This is a genomic window from Hydrogenophaga sp. (genome assembly GCF_030656115.1).
In the GTDB taxonomy this organism is placed as follows: Bacteria; Pseudomonadota; Gammaproteobacteria; order Burkholderiales; family Burkholderiaceae_C; genus Hydrogenophaga.
On the sequence record NZ_JAUSOO010000046.1, the window covers coordinates 1 to 16144 of the forward strand.

Consider the following 16144-nt stretch of genomic DNA (forward strand, 5'->3'; position numbering starts at 1 on the left):
GCTCTTCCAGGTTTCGCGCAGGCTATAGACGGCCCAGATCGCATCGCCCACGGCCTTCAAGCGCGCCGCGCTCACGCGGGGCGGGCCTTGCTGGTCTTCGTAGGCGTGCAGGGTGGGCGCGCCGGTGTCGGGCAGCGTGAGCGCGCGCAGCCGCTTCAGCGCGGCCTCGCGCCACTGCTGCGCCTGGAGCTCTTGGGGCGCCCGTCACATCCACACAGTCGAGATCAAGAAAGGGGGCAGTAGCTTCAGCCACTTGGGACGCCACGGTTCACCAGCGGGCGGACCGCACCGGCGCTGCGCCTTGGTGGTGAAGGGCGTGTGTCTGATCCACCGCGCGCGGCCGTTGGTCTGGAGCGATTCGTTGGTGGGTCAGTTTCTATCTTTCGAAAATTGCCGCAATGCCCTGTCCGCCGCCGATACACATCGTCACCAGCGCGTAACGACCGTTGATGCGTTGCAGTTCATACAGCGCCTTCACCGTGATCAGCGCGCCGGTGGCACCGATGGGGTGGCCGAGTGAAATGCCGGAGCCGTTGGGATTGACCTTGGCCGGGTCCAGGCCAAGGTCTCGAATCACGGCACAGGCCTGGGCTGCGAAGGCTTCGTTGGCTTCAATGACATCCAGGTCGTTGACCGTCAGGCCTGCCCTCTGCAGTGCCAGCTTCGAAGCCGGTACCGGACCGATCCCCATGTACCTCGGATCCACGCCGGCATGGGCGTAGGCCACCAGACGCGCCAGGGGCGCCAAACCGCGAGCCTTGGCCGCACCGGCTTCCATCAACACCACGGCCGCAGCAGCGTCGTTGATGCCCGAGGCGTTGCCGGCGGTCACGGTGCCGTTTTCCTTCACGAACACCGGCTTGAGTTTGGCCAACTCTTCCATGCCGCAGTTGGGCCGGAAATGCTCGTCGGTGGCATAGGCCACTTCACCTTTGCGGTTCTTGACCATGACCGGAACGATCTGCTCCTTGAAGCGGCCCTCTTCCGTGGCGCGTTGGGCGCGGTTGTGGCTTTCCACGGCCAGTCGGTCCTGGTCTTCGCGGGTGATGCCCCACTTGGCGGCGATGTTCTCGGCCGTCACACCCATGTGGATGGTGTGAAACGGGTCGTTCAGCGCGCCGACCATCATGTCCACCATTTTGGTGTCCCCCATGCGGGCGCCCCAACGCATGTTGAGCGATGCAAACGGGGAGCGGCTCAAGCATTCAGCCCCACCGCCAATGGCAATATCCGTGTCGCCCAGCAGAATGGACTGCGCGGCCGAGACAATGGCCTGCAAGCCCGAACCACACAGGCGGTTCACGTTGAAGGCCGGGGTGCCTTCGTCGCAGCCACCGTTGACGGCCGCGAGCCGAGAGAGGTACATGTCTTTCGGTTCCGTGTTGACCACATGGCCGAACACCACATGGCCCACGTCCTGGCCATCAAGCTGGGAGCGGGCCAGCGTTTCCTTGACAACCAGCGCGCCAAGTTCGGTGGGGGGTATGTCTTTCAGGCTGCCGCCAAAGGTACCGATGGCGGTACGGGCTGCGCTGACGACGACGACTTCACGGGGGTTTGTTTTTTTGCTCATACGGAACTCATTTCTCAAATTTTGCATAGCTCGGACTTCGAACAGGGCTTTTCTCAACACAGCCATTTCGGGTACCTGCTGCCCTACTGGCCGGCACCTTGCAAACGAAAGCGCCGGGCCTGAATCTCCCATCCTTCGTGCTCAATGCCCGTGGCCGATCGGATCGGAGCGCGCTGGCTGAGCCAGCAACGCGTGGGCAACCCCCAGTCCGTGGCGCTGGCACGCAGTGCCGCCGTGTTGCTCGCGAAGTCGATGAGCAACGCCCGGACGGAAGCCTCCTGCTCGGGCGCCAGGTCTCGGGCGATGAACACCAGACGGCTGTGGCCGTCGTCAAATGCGCTGTCACGTGGCCAGGCGGCCAGACGCACCGGGGGATAGGCCACGTCCTGCACGCACTGCACCACCCGCGGGTGTGCCTCATCACCCGCCACGCGCATCAGACCTTTGACACGCAGCAAGTTGGTGGCATACGCGCGCAGGACATGGCCCATGGCCAGGGAGAACCCCAGCCAAGAGACCGGACGATCAAATGCGATGACGAAACTCCGCACGCGCGCTGAGTGGTGGTTGCGGCGGCGAGGACTTCGCAGGTAGTGGCCGTCGCCGTTGCCCTGGTCGTTGGCGGTGTGATCCAGCGCAAAAAGGCCCGATGGGCCATGCCGTGCGATTTCAGTGCCAAGCCAGGCCTGCAGGCTCGACGCCACGTCCGCACGGCCGTAGACACCTCCCGATGCCATCAGTGTGCTGAGATCGGCAAAACCGTGGCGCACAGCCACCCGTTCGGCCTGCGGATTGTGCGTCGACAACGCTTCTTCCAGTTGGGCCCGTTGGGTTGACGTGGCCTGGTCGCATTTGGTGATCAACAACCGATCGGCAGCCACCACCTGGCGCTGGCATTCCGGATGTTGATCGAGTTGCTGCAGCCCCTGTGTTGCCGATACCGCAGCGATCACGGTGTCGCACAGATACCGGGCGCAGACAAAGGGCTCCTCCATCAACGTGTACAGCACAGGCACCGGGTCTGCCAATCCCGTGGTTTCAATCACCACACGCGAAATAGGAGCGATCTCGCCGCGGGCCATGCGGTCGGACAGCTTGCGGAATGCGGCAACCAGATCCCCTTGAACGGTGCAGCACAGGCAGCCGGAGTCCAGCAACAGCATCTGGTCACTGACGGCATCGACGAGGTGGTGGTCGATGCCGACCTCCCCAAATTCATTGACCAGAACCGCCACGCCTGCCATGCCGGGCTGGTGCATCCAGTGATTGAGCAAGGTGGTCTTGCCGGCACCCAGAAAGCCGGTCAGCAGCGTGACGGGAATGCGGCCAACAGGACCCTGTGGGGTGCGGAAATCGATTTCAGAGATTGTGTTCATAAGGTTCGCTCCAGCGTTGGTCAATATCCATGCACACCCACGAGTTCCAGCAACCCGTGCGCACCCGCGACCGATACCATTCCTGCGCCCATGAGCGCAAGCTGCTCCAACGTGGAGCCCAGGCTCGGGTGACGGTGCAGGCTGGGGATCAAGTCCGCCATGGCCACATAGGTCATGCTGGCGCAGGCCAGTGCCAGGCACACCGGTACGGCGCCATCCATCAAAGGCAAGGCCAACCAGGCCAGCGCCGCGCTCAGTGTCATGGCCAGGCTGGACAGCAGGTTGAAGACCAGTGCGCGGCGGCGACTGAAACCCGAATGCAGCAGCACGGCAAAATCACCCAGCTCCTGGGGAATCTCGTGGGCCACGATGGCCACTGAGGTCACCAGGCCCAGCGCCACATCCTGCTGGAAGGCGGCTGCCACCAGGATGCCGTCGACAACGTTGTGGAAGGTGTCGCCCAGCATCATCAACAGCCCCCCTCGCCGGACCTCGGCATCGCCATGGGCGTGGTGATGTCCGTCCACGCTGCCGGTCCAGGTCGAAAGCGGGCCATGGTCATGGCGCCAGATAACGAGCTTTTCGAGCAGGAAAAAGGCAACGATGCCAACCAGCACCAGACTGGTGGTCTCTTGTGCATCACCCGATTCATGAATGGCTTCAGGCAGCACGTTGAAGAAGGCGGCCGCAAGCAGTGCCCCCGTGGCGTAGCTGACCAGCCGGGACAACGTGCGCCGACTCATGGATGCGGTGGTCAGCAGCGCCACGCCGGCGGACAAGGCGCCGCCCACCAACGTGGCTAGCAGACACCAGGTCAGCGGTGTCATGTGGTGCGGGCACGCAAGCGTGCCAAGTGTTCCAGCACAGCCTCAGGTTGCTGCCTCGGGTCAATTTCAACAAAATGGAACTGATTCGGTGCGAGTGGCGCCACCGACACCCCCAGGGCAAATGCCGCGCTGTCGTCACGCCCGAAGGCGGTCTGACCAGGATCCGCATCGCCAATCACCGCAGCAAGCCCGTCAAAGGTCTCCGGTGCCATGCGAATGCCCTGCGGCAGACGCAGGACTGTCGACCAGCGGTAGTGCCCCGCGACATTGAGCACGGATCGGTAGCGGTCGATGTGCGCAGCCTCCAACGCCCGGTCATCCCGTTGTTCCTCCAGCAGCAAACCGGCCACCGGGAACGCGGAGACGGAACGGATGAGGTCGGCCACGTACATGGCCGCGTCCTCCACCGTGTCCGCGTCGATCTCGTCGTCGGTACCACCGGCCATTCGGTTGGCGTGCAACAGCCAGGCGCGCGGCGAGGGCATGGACAGCACCAACGGGGTTTGACCCCGCAGGTGTGACAGCACGGCCGTCACCACCTCGGCCAACACGGCCTTTGGGGCTTCCGATTCCAGCAACTTGCGCAAGGCCGTCGCTGGTCGGCGGCGGTTGCCCAGACGGGCCGCCAGGCCACCATCGCGAACGCACCAGGCATCGATCAGCTCACCCACTTCGACCACCGCCACGTCGGGCCGCAGCAGGCCATGGGCCTGGACGAAGTAGGCCAGATAGCCGGCCGCGCTCTCCCAGGGATCGGCCTGCTCCGAGCCGAGCAGCAGGCGCCGTGTGTAGGCCGAAGACTTCAGCCATACCCGCACAGCGCCCGCACCGGCTGAGTGCGGCAGCAACTCAGCCAGCGTGCTCATTGCTTCTCGTCCTGCAAAACACCCGCGGCGGCCAGTCGGGCTTCCAGCGCTTCGATACGGACATCCTTCGGGTGTCGCATGTAGTTGGGCTTGGGTTCGTTGGCCTTGCGCGTGATGTCAGGACTTCCCACGTAGAGCGTGTCGACGTCGTCACCCCAGCAGCCGAAGTACTGCATGTTCGACGGCGGCTTGGGCTGGTTCCAGGTCTTGACGAACTCCTTGAAGGGAACGCTGCGCGCGATGCGCGCCTTGCGCTCGGCATCGCGCGCCGCTTGCGTGGCCTCCTGGTTCACCGCCAGCGTGACCGGATCGAACTTGACTTTGTAAAGGCGCTCGGCCACGCCGGGCGACATCAGACCGTCTTCGATGTCCTTGATCACACCCGCGGGATCGCGCTCCAGCAGGTCACCGTAACCGGCACCAGCGCCCTGTGAAATCATGAACAGTTCGCCGCGCTTGGAGATCTCGAAGCCCATGCCCATGTGGTGGGTGGTGTAACGGGCCCCTTCAAAGGGGCGCTCGTTCATGAGCTCTTCGATCGAGTGCTTGAACTTGTGCGGTTCGTTGAGCAGCACGTCGTACACGTCCACCCCCTCGATCTTGCACAGCGGATAGGCGCCGCAGGCGTAGCCGCCGAACAGACCCTGGATGGGCGGGAACTTCGCGCCCTGGCACACCGTCATGAAGCCCCACTGCTCGCTGTCCTTGGTGGCCACCATCATGGTGTAGCCCTGACCGCCGCGGTACTTGCCCGGGGCGATGGCATCGCGCGTCATTTTCTTGGAGACGAGTTGCAGGAAGGGCACTTCCTCTTCGTTGAGCTCCTGCTCGCCGATGTCGGCCATGGTGGCGAAGATCGGCGCCAGCGCGTGCTCACCGTCTCGGTCCACGGTGGCGCCCGCACCCATGCCGTTGAGGTCGGCACACAGGTTGCCCAGCGTTTCACCATGCTGGCTGACCCCACCCCAGATGAAGGTGTTGATCATGTTGAAGGTCGGCGCATGGACCTTGGTGTACTTCTCGGGGCAGCTGTACAGGAACTTCGCCACCGCGTGCTGGCCGGCGGTGAAGCCGGTGAAGATCGACATCAGGCTCTGGGAGTTGGGCGCGTCGTAGGAGCAATTGACGATCGAGTGCGGATCGGTGATCACTTCGATGGGGGCAAACGCCGCCTGGCCGCGTGGCAGGTCCGGCCACACGTAGCACAGGAACACCTGTGCCAGCATGCCCTTGAGGCCGGCCACGATGGTGTTGGTGGCGCGGTTGGTGAACTCCGGGCTGGATCCGCGGAAGTCGAAGATCAGCCGGTCCCCGGTCTTGGTGAGCTTGCAGTTGATCTTCACCAGACAGTTCTCGCGCAGGGTCGAGTCCTGAATGATGTAGGTGCGAACCGTCATGTCGGGCCATTCGCTGATGCGGCGCTTGACCTCGGCGCGCACGTTCTCCATCGTCAGGCGCAGGGTGGACACCAGGGCCTGGGGACCGTCGGTGTTGAGTGTTTCTTCAATCCGCTGCTTGATGCGCAGGCAGGCGAACAGCTTGACCTTCATGTCCTCGTATTGCAGCTTGGGCTCACGCACCGAGTTCTGCAGGAAGGTCAGCACATCGCGTTTGATCTGGTAGTTCTCGACCACCTTGAATGGCGACATCTTCAGACCCTCGTCGCACGGGCTCTCGGCCATGGACGGCATGCCGCCCGGCTCGATCGCGCCGTTCTCACCTTCGTGCACGGTCGAGGCCACCCAGCACACCAGCTTGCCCTCGTGGAAGATGGGCACGATCATGCTCTGGTCGGTGTTGTGCACGTTGCCGTAGCGCGAGTCGTTGTGGATGAAGCCGTCGCCCTCGCGCACGCCCACGGTGGGGTCGTTGATCCAGTTCTTGATGATGAACTTGATCGGGTGGTGCACCAGGGCCGAGAAGATCAGCACGCCGCCGGCACTGGCAATGGCCAGGTCGCCTGAGGCCGAATAGACACCGGTGATCACATCACCCCATTTGGCGCCGGGCGCGGCGCCCATCTGCTCCACCATCTCGTAGCCTTCATCGCAGCCGGCCTGCAGCCGGTCGCGGATCTTGGCGATGACGTGCGCATCGTTCACCTGGCGGACCGCAGCATCCTCCTCTGGGGTACGGGGCATCAGGTCGTGGTTCTGCATGATCTCGGGGTCGGGCCCGAGAAACAGGGTGGTGTCGTTGAGAAACTTGCTGATCAGCGCAACTTCTTCGGCGCTCGGTGTCTTGGCCCGGATGGGCTGGTTCAGATCGCTCATGGTTCTGTCCTTCAAATTCGTTGATCGATGGGGCGATGGGCGCTCAGGCGCGCAGGAACCAGGACGCTCCCTGGCGCGCGGCGACGAAGTTCCAGCCCGGGTTCACCAGGAAGGTCGTGACTTCGGACGCGACGATGGCCGGCCCCGGGATCTGCACACCCGGTTCGATGGCGGCTCGGTCCCAGACGGGGGTGTCGAAGGCTTCCTTGTGGCCCACGAAGTGGCACTTGCGTGTGCTGGCGGGTGTCGGTGGTGACTTGCGCTTCTCCGGTGGCACGGGCTTGATGTCTTCGAACTGCACCGTCTCGTGGCGCACAAAGGCCGCCACCCGGATGGTGTTGATGCGGATACCCGCTTCCGGCGCCTGCGAGCCCTCGCCGAAGCGCTTGCCGTAGTCGTTGGAGAACTGCGAGATCAGGGCCAGCACATCCGCCGGACCGTTCACGTCGTGTTTGGGAATCACGGCCGTGGTCTGCACCAGCTGGTTGCCGTAGCGCATGTCCAGCTCCAGGTTGTGGCAGATGTCTTCCCGTGTCATGCCCTGACGCAACAAGTCCTGCGTGCCCAGTTCCTTCAACTCGGCCACGATGCTGTTGAAGCGGTCGTAGTCGTCGAACAGGTGGCGCGTGTTCGAGTCGTACAACACCATGTAGAGCGACTGCTCGTGGATGTGCAGCTGGTGCATGTTGCCAGCGCCCACCGCGGAGAACACCGAGGACAGGGGTGGCGCCAGGATCTTGTCGATCGACAGGTTCTGCGCAATGCCACAGCAGTGCAGCGGGCCGTTGCCGCCATAGGCCAGCATGGTGAAGTCCTTGGGGTCGTAGCCACGGGCGCGCAGTTCGGTGAACAGACCGTTGGCCATGTTGTCATCGACCTTCTCGCGGATCAGCAGCGCGGCCTCGATCACGTCGCAGTCCAGGTCATCGCACAACGTGTCTTCGATGGCCGCCTTGGCACGGCGCGGGTTCAGCGGGATCGAGCCGCCCGCGTAGTTCTTGGCATCCAGATAGCCCAGCAACAGGTCGGCATCGGTCACGGTCGGCTTCATGCCCCCGCGGTCGTAGCAGGCCGGTCCGGGGTCCGAACCCGCCGACTCCGGACCGCACTTGACGGTGTTGTACATGCGGTCGTAGGTGGCCACCGAGCCACCGCCCGCACCCAGCGTCACCAGGTGCACCATGGGCACAGACACCAGCCAGCGGTCGATCACCGGGTTGAAGTCGTAGTGCTTGACCCCGCCGTCCACCACGATGCCGATGTCGTAGCTGGTGCCCCCCATGTCGGTGGCCACCACGTTGCCCAGACCGGTCTGCATGGCCAGGTGTTCGGACGCCCCGATGCCCGAGACCGGGCCGGAGTGGATGGTCTGCAGTGCGTCGGTGGAATTGAGCTGCGCCATGCCGCCCGAGTTGTGGATCACCAGCATCGGCTTGTCGTAGCGGTGCGCGCGCAGGTTCTGTTCCAGCGCAGAGAGCGCGTGGTACATGGTCGAGTGCAGGTAGCCGTCGACGATGGCGGAGGTGGCTCTCACATATTCGCCCTTGCGACCCGCCACCTGGTGCGACAGGATGACCGGAATCGCGCCCAGCAAGTGCGACGGGTATTCCTCCAGCAGGATTTCCTCGATGCGCTGTTCGTGCAAGGGGTTGACCACCGCATTGACCAGCGCCACCACGATGATCTCGGCGCCCTTGTCCACCAGCGAACGGATCTGGGTGCGCACGTCCTCCTCGTCCAGCGGCATCACCAGCTTGCCCTGAAAGTCGAGGCGCTCACGCACACCGCGGATCATGTGCGGCATCACCAGCGGGTCCGGGCGCTGGGCGTTGGGCATGTCCTGCTGGCCCAGGTTGTCCAGGCCTTCGCCATAGCCACGAGCCCGGCTCAACGGCACCGTGGCTTCAAAGCCTGCCGTCACCAGCATGCCGATCTTCGGCCCTTTGTGCTCGATCAGGGCATTGGTGCCCAACGTGGTGGCGTAGCGCACCGAGTCCACGCCGGACAGGATGTCCTCCAGCTCGACCTTCAGCACTTTGCAGGCCTTGCCCAGGGCTTCATTGAAGCCGAGCGCCAGGTTGTGGTGGGTGGTCAGGGCCTTGGCCTCGATGTACTGGCCATCCCAGACCACAAAACAGTCGGTGAACGTTCCACCGATATCGACAGATACACGCCTCATGCTATCTCCTCAAATGGGTATGAATACCGGCGAGCGCCACCCCGGCGGTGGGCCAATGCCCACGCCTGTGTTGCGGCTTGCCCAGCCGGTCGGGTTCTTCTTGTCTGGACGGTGCGGACACCGTCACGGGCTGCGCGTCAGTGCTTGTGGCCCGACTCCATGGCCACGGCCTGACCGACCACGGCTTCCTTCAGCTCACCGCGTCGGGCCCACTGGGCCTTGAGCGCCGGCAGGTCGGGCTGCATGTCGTGCAGCGGCGGATGGCCCGGGACGGCGTATTCGGTTTCGACCTGGGTGCCGCAACCGGGGCAGCAGTACTCCAGAATGCGAACCCACTCGGGGTCTGGGCTGAAGGTGAAGCGGTACTTTTCCGGGTCAATGATGGGCGGGTGGATGTCGCGCGGATCGCGGTTGTGCACCAGCAGGCCTTCCTTGTAGGCCTCCTGGGCCGAGCCAATCACGTGACCGCAGACGCGGCACTCCCAGTTTTCGGTCTCCAGGTCGATCTGGAGGTATTCGGTCATCAGAACTTTCATGGGATCAGCCCTTCCGGTTGAGCAAAACATCGCCGGCATCGCTGACCACAAAGGCCCAGCCATCGAGCACACGGCAGGTGAAAAAGTCTTCTTCGAGAATGGCCGGGCCTATCGCCCAGTCACCCTTCTGGAGTAGAGCCAGCTGGTAGACCGGCACATCAACGCGGCCCATGCCTCGGGTCAGCACATTGCGAATGCCGACCGAGACCGCTGGCTTGCCCCGCGTAAAACTCGCCTTCTTGGCGCCTTCGGTGCGCAAGGACTTGACGGCCTTGAGTTCCAGTTCGACCGTGCCCGCCTTGTCAAAGGCGGCCGGGAACACCGGTTCATCGTCCAGGGTCTGGGTCTCTTCCCTGCCGTTGCCGAAATCCGCCACCAGGCGCGCCTCCATGGCGTAGTTGCCCGCTTCGTAGCCTTCGGCGTACATGTCGCGCGAGGCCTTCACTTTCAACGCATCCAGCGCGTCCTTCAGACTGGCCGTGTCGTGCTGCTCCAGCATCACGGTGTAGCGCTGCGACACATCACAGGAGCCAATGCCATAGGCGCTGAAAACGGCAGCCATCTGCGGAATGGCCACTTGGTCGATGCCCGCTTTTTCGGCCACACCGCAGGCGTTGAGTGGTCCTGCGCCACCAAAGGCCAGCATCACGGTGTCTTTGGAAATCTTGGTGAAGCGGTGCAGCTCCACGGCAATCTTTTCCTCGTAGGCGTGTTCCATCTGCAGCAAGGCATCGTCCAGCTTCAGTCGCAGGGGTTCGGCGATGTTGGTGTTCACGGCATTGGTGGCGCGCTCGACGTCCAGCGTCATGCCCCCACCGAAGTAGGACTTCGGATCGAACAGACCGCACAGCAAACCCGCGTCGGTGATGGTTGCTTCCTTGCCGCCACGGCCGAAGCAGGCCGGCCCGGGCACAGCGCCCACACTGTCCGGCCCGATGGTGATGTGGTTGTTCACAACGCGAAAGATCGAACTCCCGCCGGCACCCGCACTCATGATTTCGCACAGTGGGAAGGACACGCTGATGCCCTCCACGTGACCGCGCCGCACCTCGGCCACCGTGCCGTTGAGGTATTGACCGATGTCGGTCGTGGTGCCGCCCACGTCGATGGACACGCTGTCGGTGAAGCCGTACAGCCTGGAGAAGGCCTTGACACCTTCCATGCCCCCGCGCGGACCCGAGCTGTAGGTGTTGATCGCCACCGTTTTGGCCACGCGGGAGGCGTCTCCGTCGTTGCGAAAGATCAGCAGCGGGTTCTTGGTCCGGTACTCGCGCAGCCGGCCCTCCGCGTTGAACAGGAAGGCCTCCATGGCGGGGTGCAGGAAGGAGTTGATGACCGCCGTCCACGTGCGCCGCACGGTATCCCGGTCGGCCGTCAGGTCGCTCCCGTACAGGATGGGTACGGCACCCAGCAGGTGGCGTGGGTACTTGCGCAAGGCGATCTTCTTGAAACGGTCTTCCACCGCCAGGAAATCGACGCCACCAAAGCTGACCACCAGCCGGTTGGCGCCGGTGGCCGTGAGGTGGTTGATCGCCTTCACCACGTCCACCTCGGCGGTATCGCCCATCACGGTCGCAGAGTCGAGGAACACCACACGGTCGCCCACCAACACATCGAACACTTCCGGATCGTGCTCAGCCAGGCGCACAGGCAGGTCACGCGACTGGGCGTCGATGATCAGACCCAGGCGGGGCCCCTTGCGCTCGCAGATCGCGTTGGTGCCCTGCGTCGTGGAGTACCGGATCAGATCAACTTCTTCGAGAAGCCGCTTCACATCCGTCTGGCCGTAGATCACGCCGGACGCTTTTTGCAGGCCTTCAAAAAAGCACTTGCTCAAGTCGTACGGCGTGGTCAGCACCTTCGTTTTTCGGACCCCCGTGTCATCTAATATGCAGATATCGGTCAGGGTCCCACCGTTATCTATGTTGATTTGCAATGCCATGTCGTGTCATCTCCTGGTGTTGATCTAGCGATCCTCGTCACCGCTGGCCACAGCGGCCTGGTTGAATTTCGCGCAAGTCTTGTTGCGAGAGCCGTGCCAGGTCTGGAGAAGAAAGAAAAAATTTTTAAGTGTTTGATTTAAAAAGGTATTTTCCAAACTTCAGGAACCATCCACAGGCCGCACCGTCCGATTTCAAGTCGGACAACCGTGCGGTGGCGGACGTGCTGCGTCGCAGCATTTCAGTCGCCCAAAAAGACGAAGGCCCGGCTGTCTGGCGCTGCCTCGCTGGAGGTCAAACGCTGGACAGCCGGGCCACTTCTTGTGCCGGGCGTGGGGATGAAGGATCAGTTGCTCGGCGCGCGCGCTCGTTGCAGGCTCAGGACAAGGCGGACTGCGCGCGCAGTTCGTCCACCAGCGCTTCGAGTCCGAATCGTTTGAGCTTGAGGTACACGGTGCTCTTGGCAATGCCCAGGTGACGCGCCACCGCCGTCATGTTGCCCAGACACTGGCGCATTGCGCCGACCAGGGCTTCCCGCTCGGCGACTTCCAGGCGTGTCAGATCGCGCGCATGCGGGTCGCCATCGACCGCGGCCGGTTGCGCCGCCACGTGTGCCATGTGCAGGAGCTCCGGGGGTAGATCCCCTTCGGTGATCACAGAGCCCGGCGCGGTCAGCAACATGCTCTCGACCGCGTTGCGGAACTCGCGCACATTGCCCGGCCACCCATACTGCTGCAAGGCGTTCATGACACCGGGCCTCACTTCCTTCAAACCCAGTCCGTGCTGCCTGGACATCTGTTTGACGTAGTGCTGAAAAAGCAAGGGAATGTCTTCCTGCCGTTCACGCAACGGCGGAATGTGGATGCTGGTTACCGCGATGCGGTAGAACAGGTCCATGCGGAAGTTGCCATCGCGGATTTCCTTGCGCAAATCCCGGTGGGTCGCTGCAACCAGGCGGAAACTCACTTTTCGAGGCTTGTTCTCACCCAGCCGGTACACCTCGCCTTCCTCCAGCACACGCAAGAAGTTGGGCTGCAGATCCATCGGCATCTCACCGATCTCGTCGAGAAACAAGGTGCCGCCATTGGCGGCTTCGATCTTGCCGATCATGCCGCCGCGTTTGGCACCGGTGAACGAACCCTCGGCGTGGCCAAACAGCTCGCTGCTCAGCAACTCGCGCGAAAAGCCTCCGCAGTTGAGCGCCACGAACGGCGCACCGGGGTTTGAATGGGCTTCATGAATACCGCGTGCGAACACCTCCTTGCCGACGCCGGTCTCCCCGGTCAACAGCACCGGAACCCGCGACTTGGCCAACTGACGCGCGCGAGAGACCGTGCTCCGGATGGCGGCCGATACACCAACCACCCGCTCAAACGACGTGTCCAGGTCCTCGATCGGCATCGACGGCAGCGAGACAAACACACTTTTTGTCCGTTGCCGATTGGGCATCGTCAACAAGGCACCGACCTGCTTGCCCTCCACCAGCACCGGCTCCAGGTGGTCGCGCTGAGCCCACTGGGGCAGCACCAGCGACTGGTCGTCACCGATGATGCGGATGTCGGGCAGACGCAATCCAGACAGGCCGACGTTGGAGCGCTCCAGCTCGATCAGCATCTCGGCGGCCTGGTGGTTGGCCTTGATCGCTCGGCCGCGGCGGTCAAACAGGATGACGCCATCGCTGTTCTGATCGTTCATCAGGTGCACGCAGGCCTCCAGCAGGCTGTAGCGCAGGTCCAGCTCCGTCTGGGCCAGCCGGCTTTCAATGCGCGCGGCGGTGGACACCACCAGCGCCAGGGTGTGTCGGCTGTAGGAGTCGGTGAGCCCCGAAACATCAATCGAACCGAGCGGCATCCCATCCAGCGAGTCCCGGATCACGGTGGCCGAGCAAGACCAGCGCTTGATACCCTCGCAATAGTGTTCGGCTGAATGAATCTGCACCGGTTGCCCAACCGACAGCGTGGTACCAATCGCGTTGGTTCCGGAGGCGCTTTCGCTCCAATTAGCGCCAGCGAGCAGGTGCACGTTTTCTGCCGCACCCAACGTGCGGGGGTCACCCTCCATGCTGAGCACGGTGCCATGGGTGTCGGTCAGCACCATCACCGTACCGGTCTCGGACAGGAAAGTGCGCGCTTGCGCCATCACCGGCGTGCTGGCGCCCAGCAATTCCGCACACTGGTCGCGCAACTGGTAGAGCTTGCCGCCCGAAATGGTGATGGGTGCCTGCGCTTGACCCGGATCCACGCTGGCGAGCTGGCAGCGGCGCCAGGAATCGTCAATCAACGAACGCAGGCCACCGGGGTCGGTCGAGGGATCCTGCTGGAATCGTTCCCAGGCCAGCATCACGCGCCGGTCGTTCTCGGGCCGAGAGAACATCTGTTCTGCATTGGGCATGCTTGTCTCCTGCGCTGTGGTCGCGCTTGTGTGTTCTTGCCGCTCCACTCAGGCTGTCTGCACCAAGTGCCGGACACCCTTCAAAGCAATATTCGCTCCAAGCACGAAAGCCCGGGAGCCACACTGCCATGCATGCGCACTGCAGCCTGCCCCCGAGCCAGTTCGCCTGGCGCCGTCCGACCCAGAACCGGTCGGACGGCGTTCGATTATCGGACGATCAACTCACGATCGCAACGACCTCATCCCGCGGAAATCACCACCTTGAGGGCCTTGGTCTGGGCCGCTCTGGCAAAGGTGTCGTACACCTCCATCATCTGGTTCAGGGTGAAGCGGTGGGTGATCAGCCCGGATGGGTCGAGCTTCTTGGCCACCACGGTTTTGAGCAGCATGGATGTGGTCTGCGTATCGACCAGCCGGGTGGTGATGGCGATGTTCTGCATCCAGAGCGTTTCGAGATGCAGGTCGACCTTGCTGCCGTGCACGCCCACGTTGGCGATCACGCCGCCCGGCGCCACGATCTCCTGACAAATACCAAAGGTCGCAGGAATGCCCACCGCCTCGATCGCGGTATCCACGCCCACGCCCTCCGTCAAGCGCTTCACCGCCTCGGCAGCCGACTCCCGGCCACTGTTCACCACGTCGGTAGCGCCAAATCGGGTGGCCATTTCAAGGCGACCATCGTCGAGATCCACCACGATGATGCGTGCCGGCGAATAGAACTGTGCCGTCAACAAAGCAGCCAGCCCCACCGGGCCAGCACCCACAATGGCCACGGTGCCACCTGGCGCCACCTTGCCGTTGAGCACGCCGCACTCAAAGCCGGTGGGCAGAATGTCGCTCAACATGACCAGCGACGCTTCATCGGCGCCTTGTGGCACCGGGTACATGCTGGTGTCGGCATGAGGTACGCGAACGTACTCGGCCTGGGTCCCATGGATGGTGTGCCCCAGCAGCCAGCCGCCAGACGTGCAATGCGAATACATGCTGCGGCGGCAATATTCGCAGCGCCCACAACTGCTGATGCAGGAGATCAGCACGTGGTCACCCACCTTGAAGTTCGACACGGCGGAACCCAAAGACTCAATCACCCCCACGCCCTCATGCCCCAGCACCGTCCCGTGCTGACAGGTGGGCACATCGCCTTTGAGAATGTGCAGGTCGGTGCCGCAGATCGTGGTGTGAAGGATCTTGACCACGGCGTCCGTGGCGTTCTCAACCTCCGGTTTTGGTACGTCCATGACGGACTTCTTGCCAGGGCCGCCGTATACGAGTGCTTTCATGCTGGTTTGCTCCTTGTGTACGAGAGACGTGAACGATCCCGCGCGGTCCCATTGATCGCATGTCCAGCAACACATCGGCGCAGTCGGGGTTCTTGTCTTCTCTTGTGGGCAACGCCCGAGGGGTGGCGTTGAACTGGTGTGTGCGGTCGTCCGCACGCCCTTCATTCAGCAAGCTTCAGGCCAGAGGTTCTTCAAGCCAAGACTACGGTAGTTGCTTGATTTCAATGGAAAATTTTCTGCCCTTGCACAGGTAACCGACTCAGTTAGAGACGGCGGCGCGATTTCGGACGTAGGCCTTTCGGATGGAGATGTTTAGCGTCTTGCAACACCCGCTGACTCTGACAGGCTTGTCTCAACCCTACGCAGACAAGCCGTTGCGCCGAACTGCAAACCCGCGTGGCCTTGTATGCCGGAAACCCGATTGCGCGTGGCCATGTGGCCACCGACCATTGTCAAGTTCCGCCTGTTTATAAAACACGCTTATTGAAAAGTTCCGGCTTTTTCTTGCGCCAGGCCTTGAGAGCATCGACCGGCCAGATCCCGCCGCAGCCACGGGTTTTCTGTTCTGGACGACAGCAGAAGGCGCGATCAACGCGCAACGTCACCAGCGAATATTTGATCTTCTGACGGACTCGGGGCTGTGCGAAGGCACCCCGCGCTCAGCCGCAGCACTTCTTGAATTTCTTCCCACTCCCGCAAGGGCAAGCATCGTTGCGCCCCGGCGCGGCCGCCGCGTGTCTCACCGTCTCCACGCGCGGCCCCAGGCTCTTCCAGGTTTCGCGCAGGCTATAGACGGCCCAGATCGCATCGCCCACGGCCTTCAAGCGCGCCGCGCTCACGCGGGGCGGGCCTTGCTGGTCTTCGTAGGCGTGCAGGGTGGGCGCGCCGGTGTCGGGCAGCGTG

General features: G+C 63.1%; 12 protein-coding genes. 1 reads left to right on the plus strand and 11 read right to left on the minus strand.

The window, feature by feature from the left end; all coding sequences use genetic code 11:
• Positions 1-376: 376 nt before the first annotated feature.
• The 10 genes from bktB to Q7J58_RS06470 all read right to left on the minus strand — a co-directional run bounded on the left by bktB (position 377) and on the right by Q7J58_RS06470 (position 15241).
• Positions 377-1573: a beta-ketothiolase BktB gene (bktB, locus tag Q7J58_RS06425; RefSeq protein ID WP_304825055.1), complete on the minus strand. Its 1197-nt coding sequence runs from the start codon at positions 1571-1573 to the stop codon at positions 377-379.
• Positions 1574-1656: 83 nt separating this feature from the next.
• Complete coding sequence (locus Q7J58_RS06430; protein WP_304825057.1) at positions 1657-2949, minus strand: GTP-binding protein; 1293 nt, start codon at positions 2947-2949, stop codon at positions 1657-1659.
• 20 nt (positions 2950-2969) lie between these two features.
• The gene (locus Q7J58_RS06435) at positions 2970-3776 is read right to left on the minus strand and encodes a ZIP family metal transporter (protein ID WP_304825059.1); all 807 of its coding nucleotides are present in this window, start codon (positions 3774-3776) and stop codon (positions 2970-2972) included.
• Positions 3773-4642: a hypothetical protein gene (locus Q7J58_RS06440; protein ID WP_304825061.1), complete on the minus strand. Its 870-nt coding sequence runs from the start codon at positions 4640-4642 to the stop codon at positions 3773-3775. The genes Q7J58_RS06435 and Q7J58_RS06440 overlap by 4 nt, the downstream gene beginning before the upstream one ends.
• Positions 4639-6915, minus strand: coding sequence for a hydantoinase B/oxoprolinase family protein (locus Q7J58_RS06445; RefSeq protein WP_304825062.1), 2277 nt, complete (start codon positions 6913-6915; stop codon positions 4639-4641). Before Q7J58_RS06445 ends, Q7J58_RS06440 begins: the two co-directional genes overlap by 4 nt.
• 43 nt (positions 6916-6958) lie before the next feature.
• A complete protein-coding gene (locus Q7J58_RS06450; RefSeq protein WP_304825064.1) occupies positions 6959-9094 on the minus strand; it encodes a hydantoinase/oxoprolinase family protein in 2136 nt (711 codons plus the stop codon).
• Between the two features lie 137 nt (positions 9095-9231).
• Positions 9232-9630, minus strand: coding sequence for an acetone carboxylase subunit gamma (locus Q7J58_RS06455; RefSeq protein WP_304825067.1), 399 nt, complete (start codon positions 9628-9630; stop codon positions 9232-9234).
• A gap of 4 nt (positions 9631-9634) precedes the next feature.
• Positions 9635-11572 (minus strand): hydantoinase/oxoprolinase family protein, encoded by a 1938-nt coding sequence (locus Q7J58_RS06460; protein WP_304825069.1) that lies wholly within the window; start codon positions 11570-11572, stop codon positions 9635-9637.
• A 376-nt stretch (positions 11573-11948) separates the two neighbouring features.
• Entirely contained in the window at positions 11949-13961 is a 2013-nt protein-coding gene (locus Q7J58_RS06465; RefSeq protein WP_304825071.1) for a sigma-54-dependent Fis family transcriptional regulator, read from the minus strand.
• A 239-nt stretch (positions 13962-14200) separates the two neighbouring features.
• Complete coding sequence (locus tag Q7J58_RS06470) at positions 14201-15241, minus strand: zinc-dependent alcohol dehydrogenase family protein (RefSeq protein ID WP_304825075.1); 1041 nt, start codon at positions 15239-15241, stop codon at positions 14201-14203.
• A gap of 396 nt (positions 15242-15637) precedes the next feature.
• Here Q7J58_RS06470 and Q7J58_RS06475 point away from each other — a divergent pair, with 396 nt between their 5' ends.
• On the plus strand, positions 15638-15868 hold the full coding sequence (locus Q7J58_RS06475; protein WP_304825078.1) for a hypothetical protein: 231 nt from the start codon (positions 15638-15640) through the stop codon (positions 15866-15868).
• Positions 15869-15900: 32 nt separating this feature from the next.
• Here the strand turns inward: Q7J58_RS06475 and Q7J58_RS06480 are convergent.
• The coding region (locus Q7J58_RS06480; protein WP_304825080.1) for an SEC-C metal-binding domain-containing protein at positions 15901-16144 on the minus strand (244 nt) is incomplete at its 5' end.

Coding starts and splice junctions, on each gene's coding strand:
- bktB (WP_304825055.1), bottom strand. CDS start 1,573: ATGAGCAAAAAAACAAACCCCCGTGAAGTCGTCGTCGTCAGCGCAGCC.
- Q7J58_RS06430 (WP_304825057.1), bottom strand. CDS start 2,949: ATGAACACAATCTCTGAAATCGATTTCCGCACCCCACAGGGTCCTGTT.
- Q7J58_RS06435 (WP_304825059.1), bottom strand. CDS start 3,776: ATGACACCGCTGACCTGGTGTCTGCTAGCCACGTTGGTGGGCGGCGCC.
- Q7J58_RS06440 (WP_304825061.1), bottom strand. CDS start 4,642: ATGAGCACGCTGGCTGAGTTGCTGCCGCACTCAGCCGGTGCGGGCGCT.
- Q7J58_RS06445 (WP_304825062.1), bottom strand. CDS start 6,915: ATGAGCGATCTGAACCAGCCCATCCGGGCCAAGACACCGAGCGCCGAA.
- Q7J58_RS06450 (WP_304825064.1), bottom strand. CDS start 9,094: ATGAGGCGTGTATCTGTCGATATCGGTGGAACGTTCACCGACTGTTTT.
- Q7J58_RS06455 (WP_304825067.1), bottom strand. CDS start 9,630: ATGAAAGTTCTGATGACCGAATACCTCCAGATCGACCTGGAGACCGAA.
- Q7J58_RS06460 (WP_304825069.1), bottom strand. CDS start 11,572: ATGGCATTGCAAATCAACATAGATAACGGTGGGACCCTGACCGATATC.
- Q7J58_RS06465 (WP_304825071.1), bottom strand. CDS start 13,961: ATGCCCAATGCAGAACAGATGTTCTCTCGGCCCGAGAACGACCGGCGC.
- Q7J58_RS06470 (WP_304825075.1), bottom strand. CDS start 15,241: ATGAAAGCACTCGTATACGGCGGCCCTGGCAAGAAGTCCGTCATGGAC.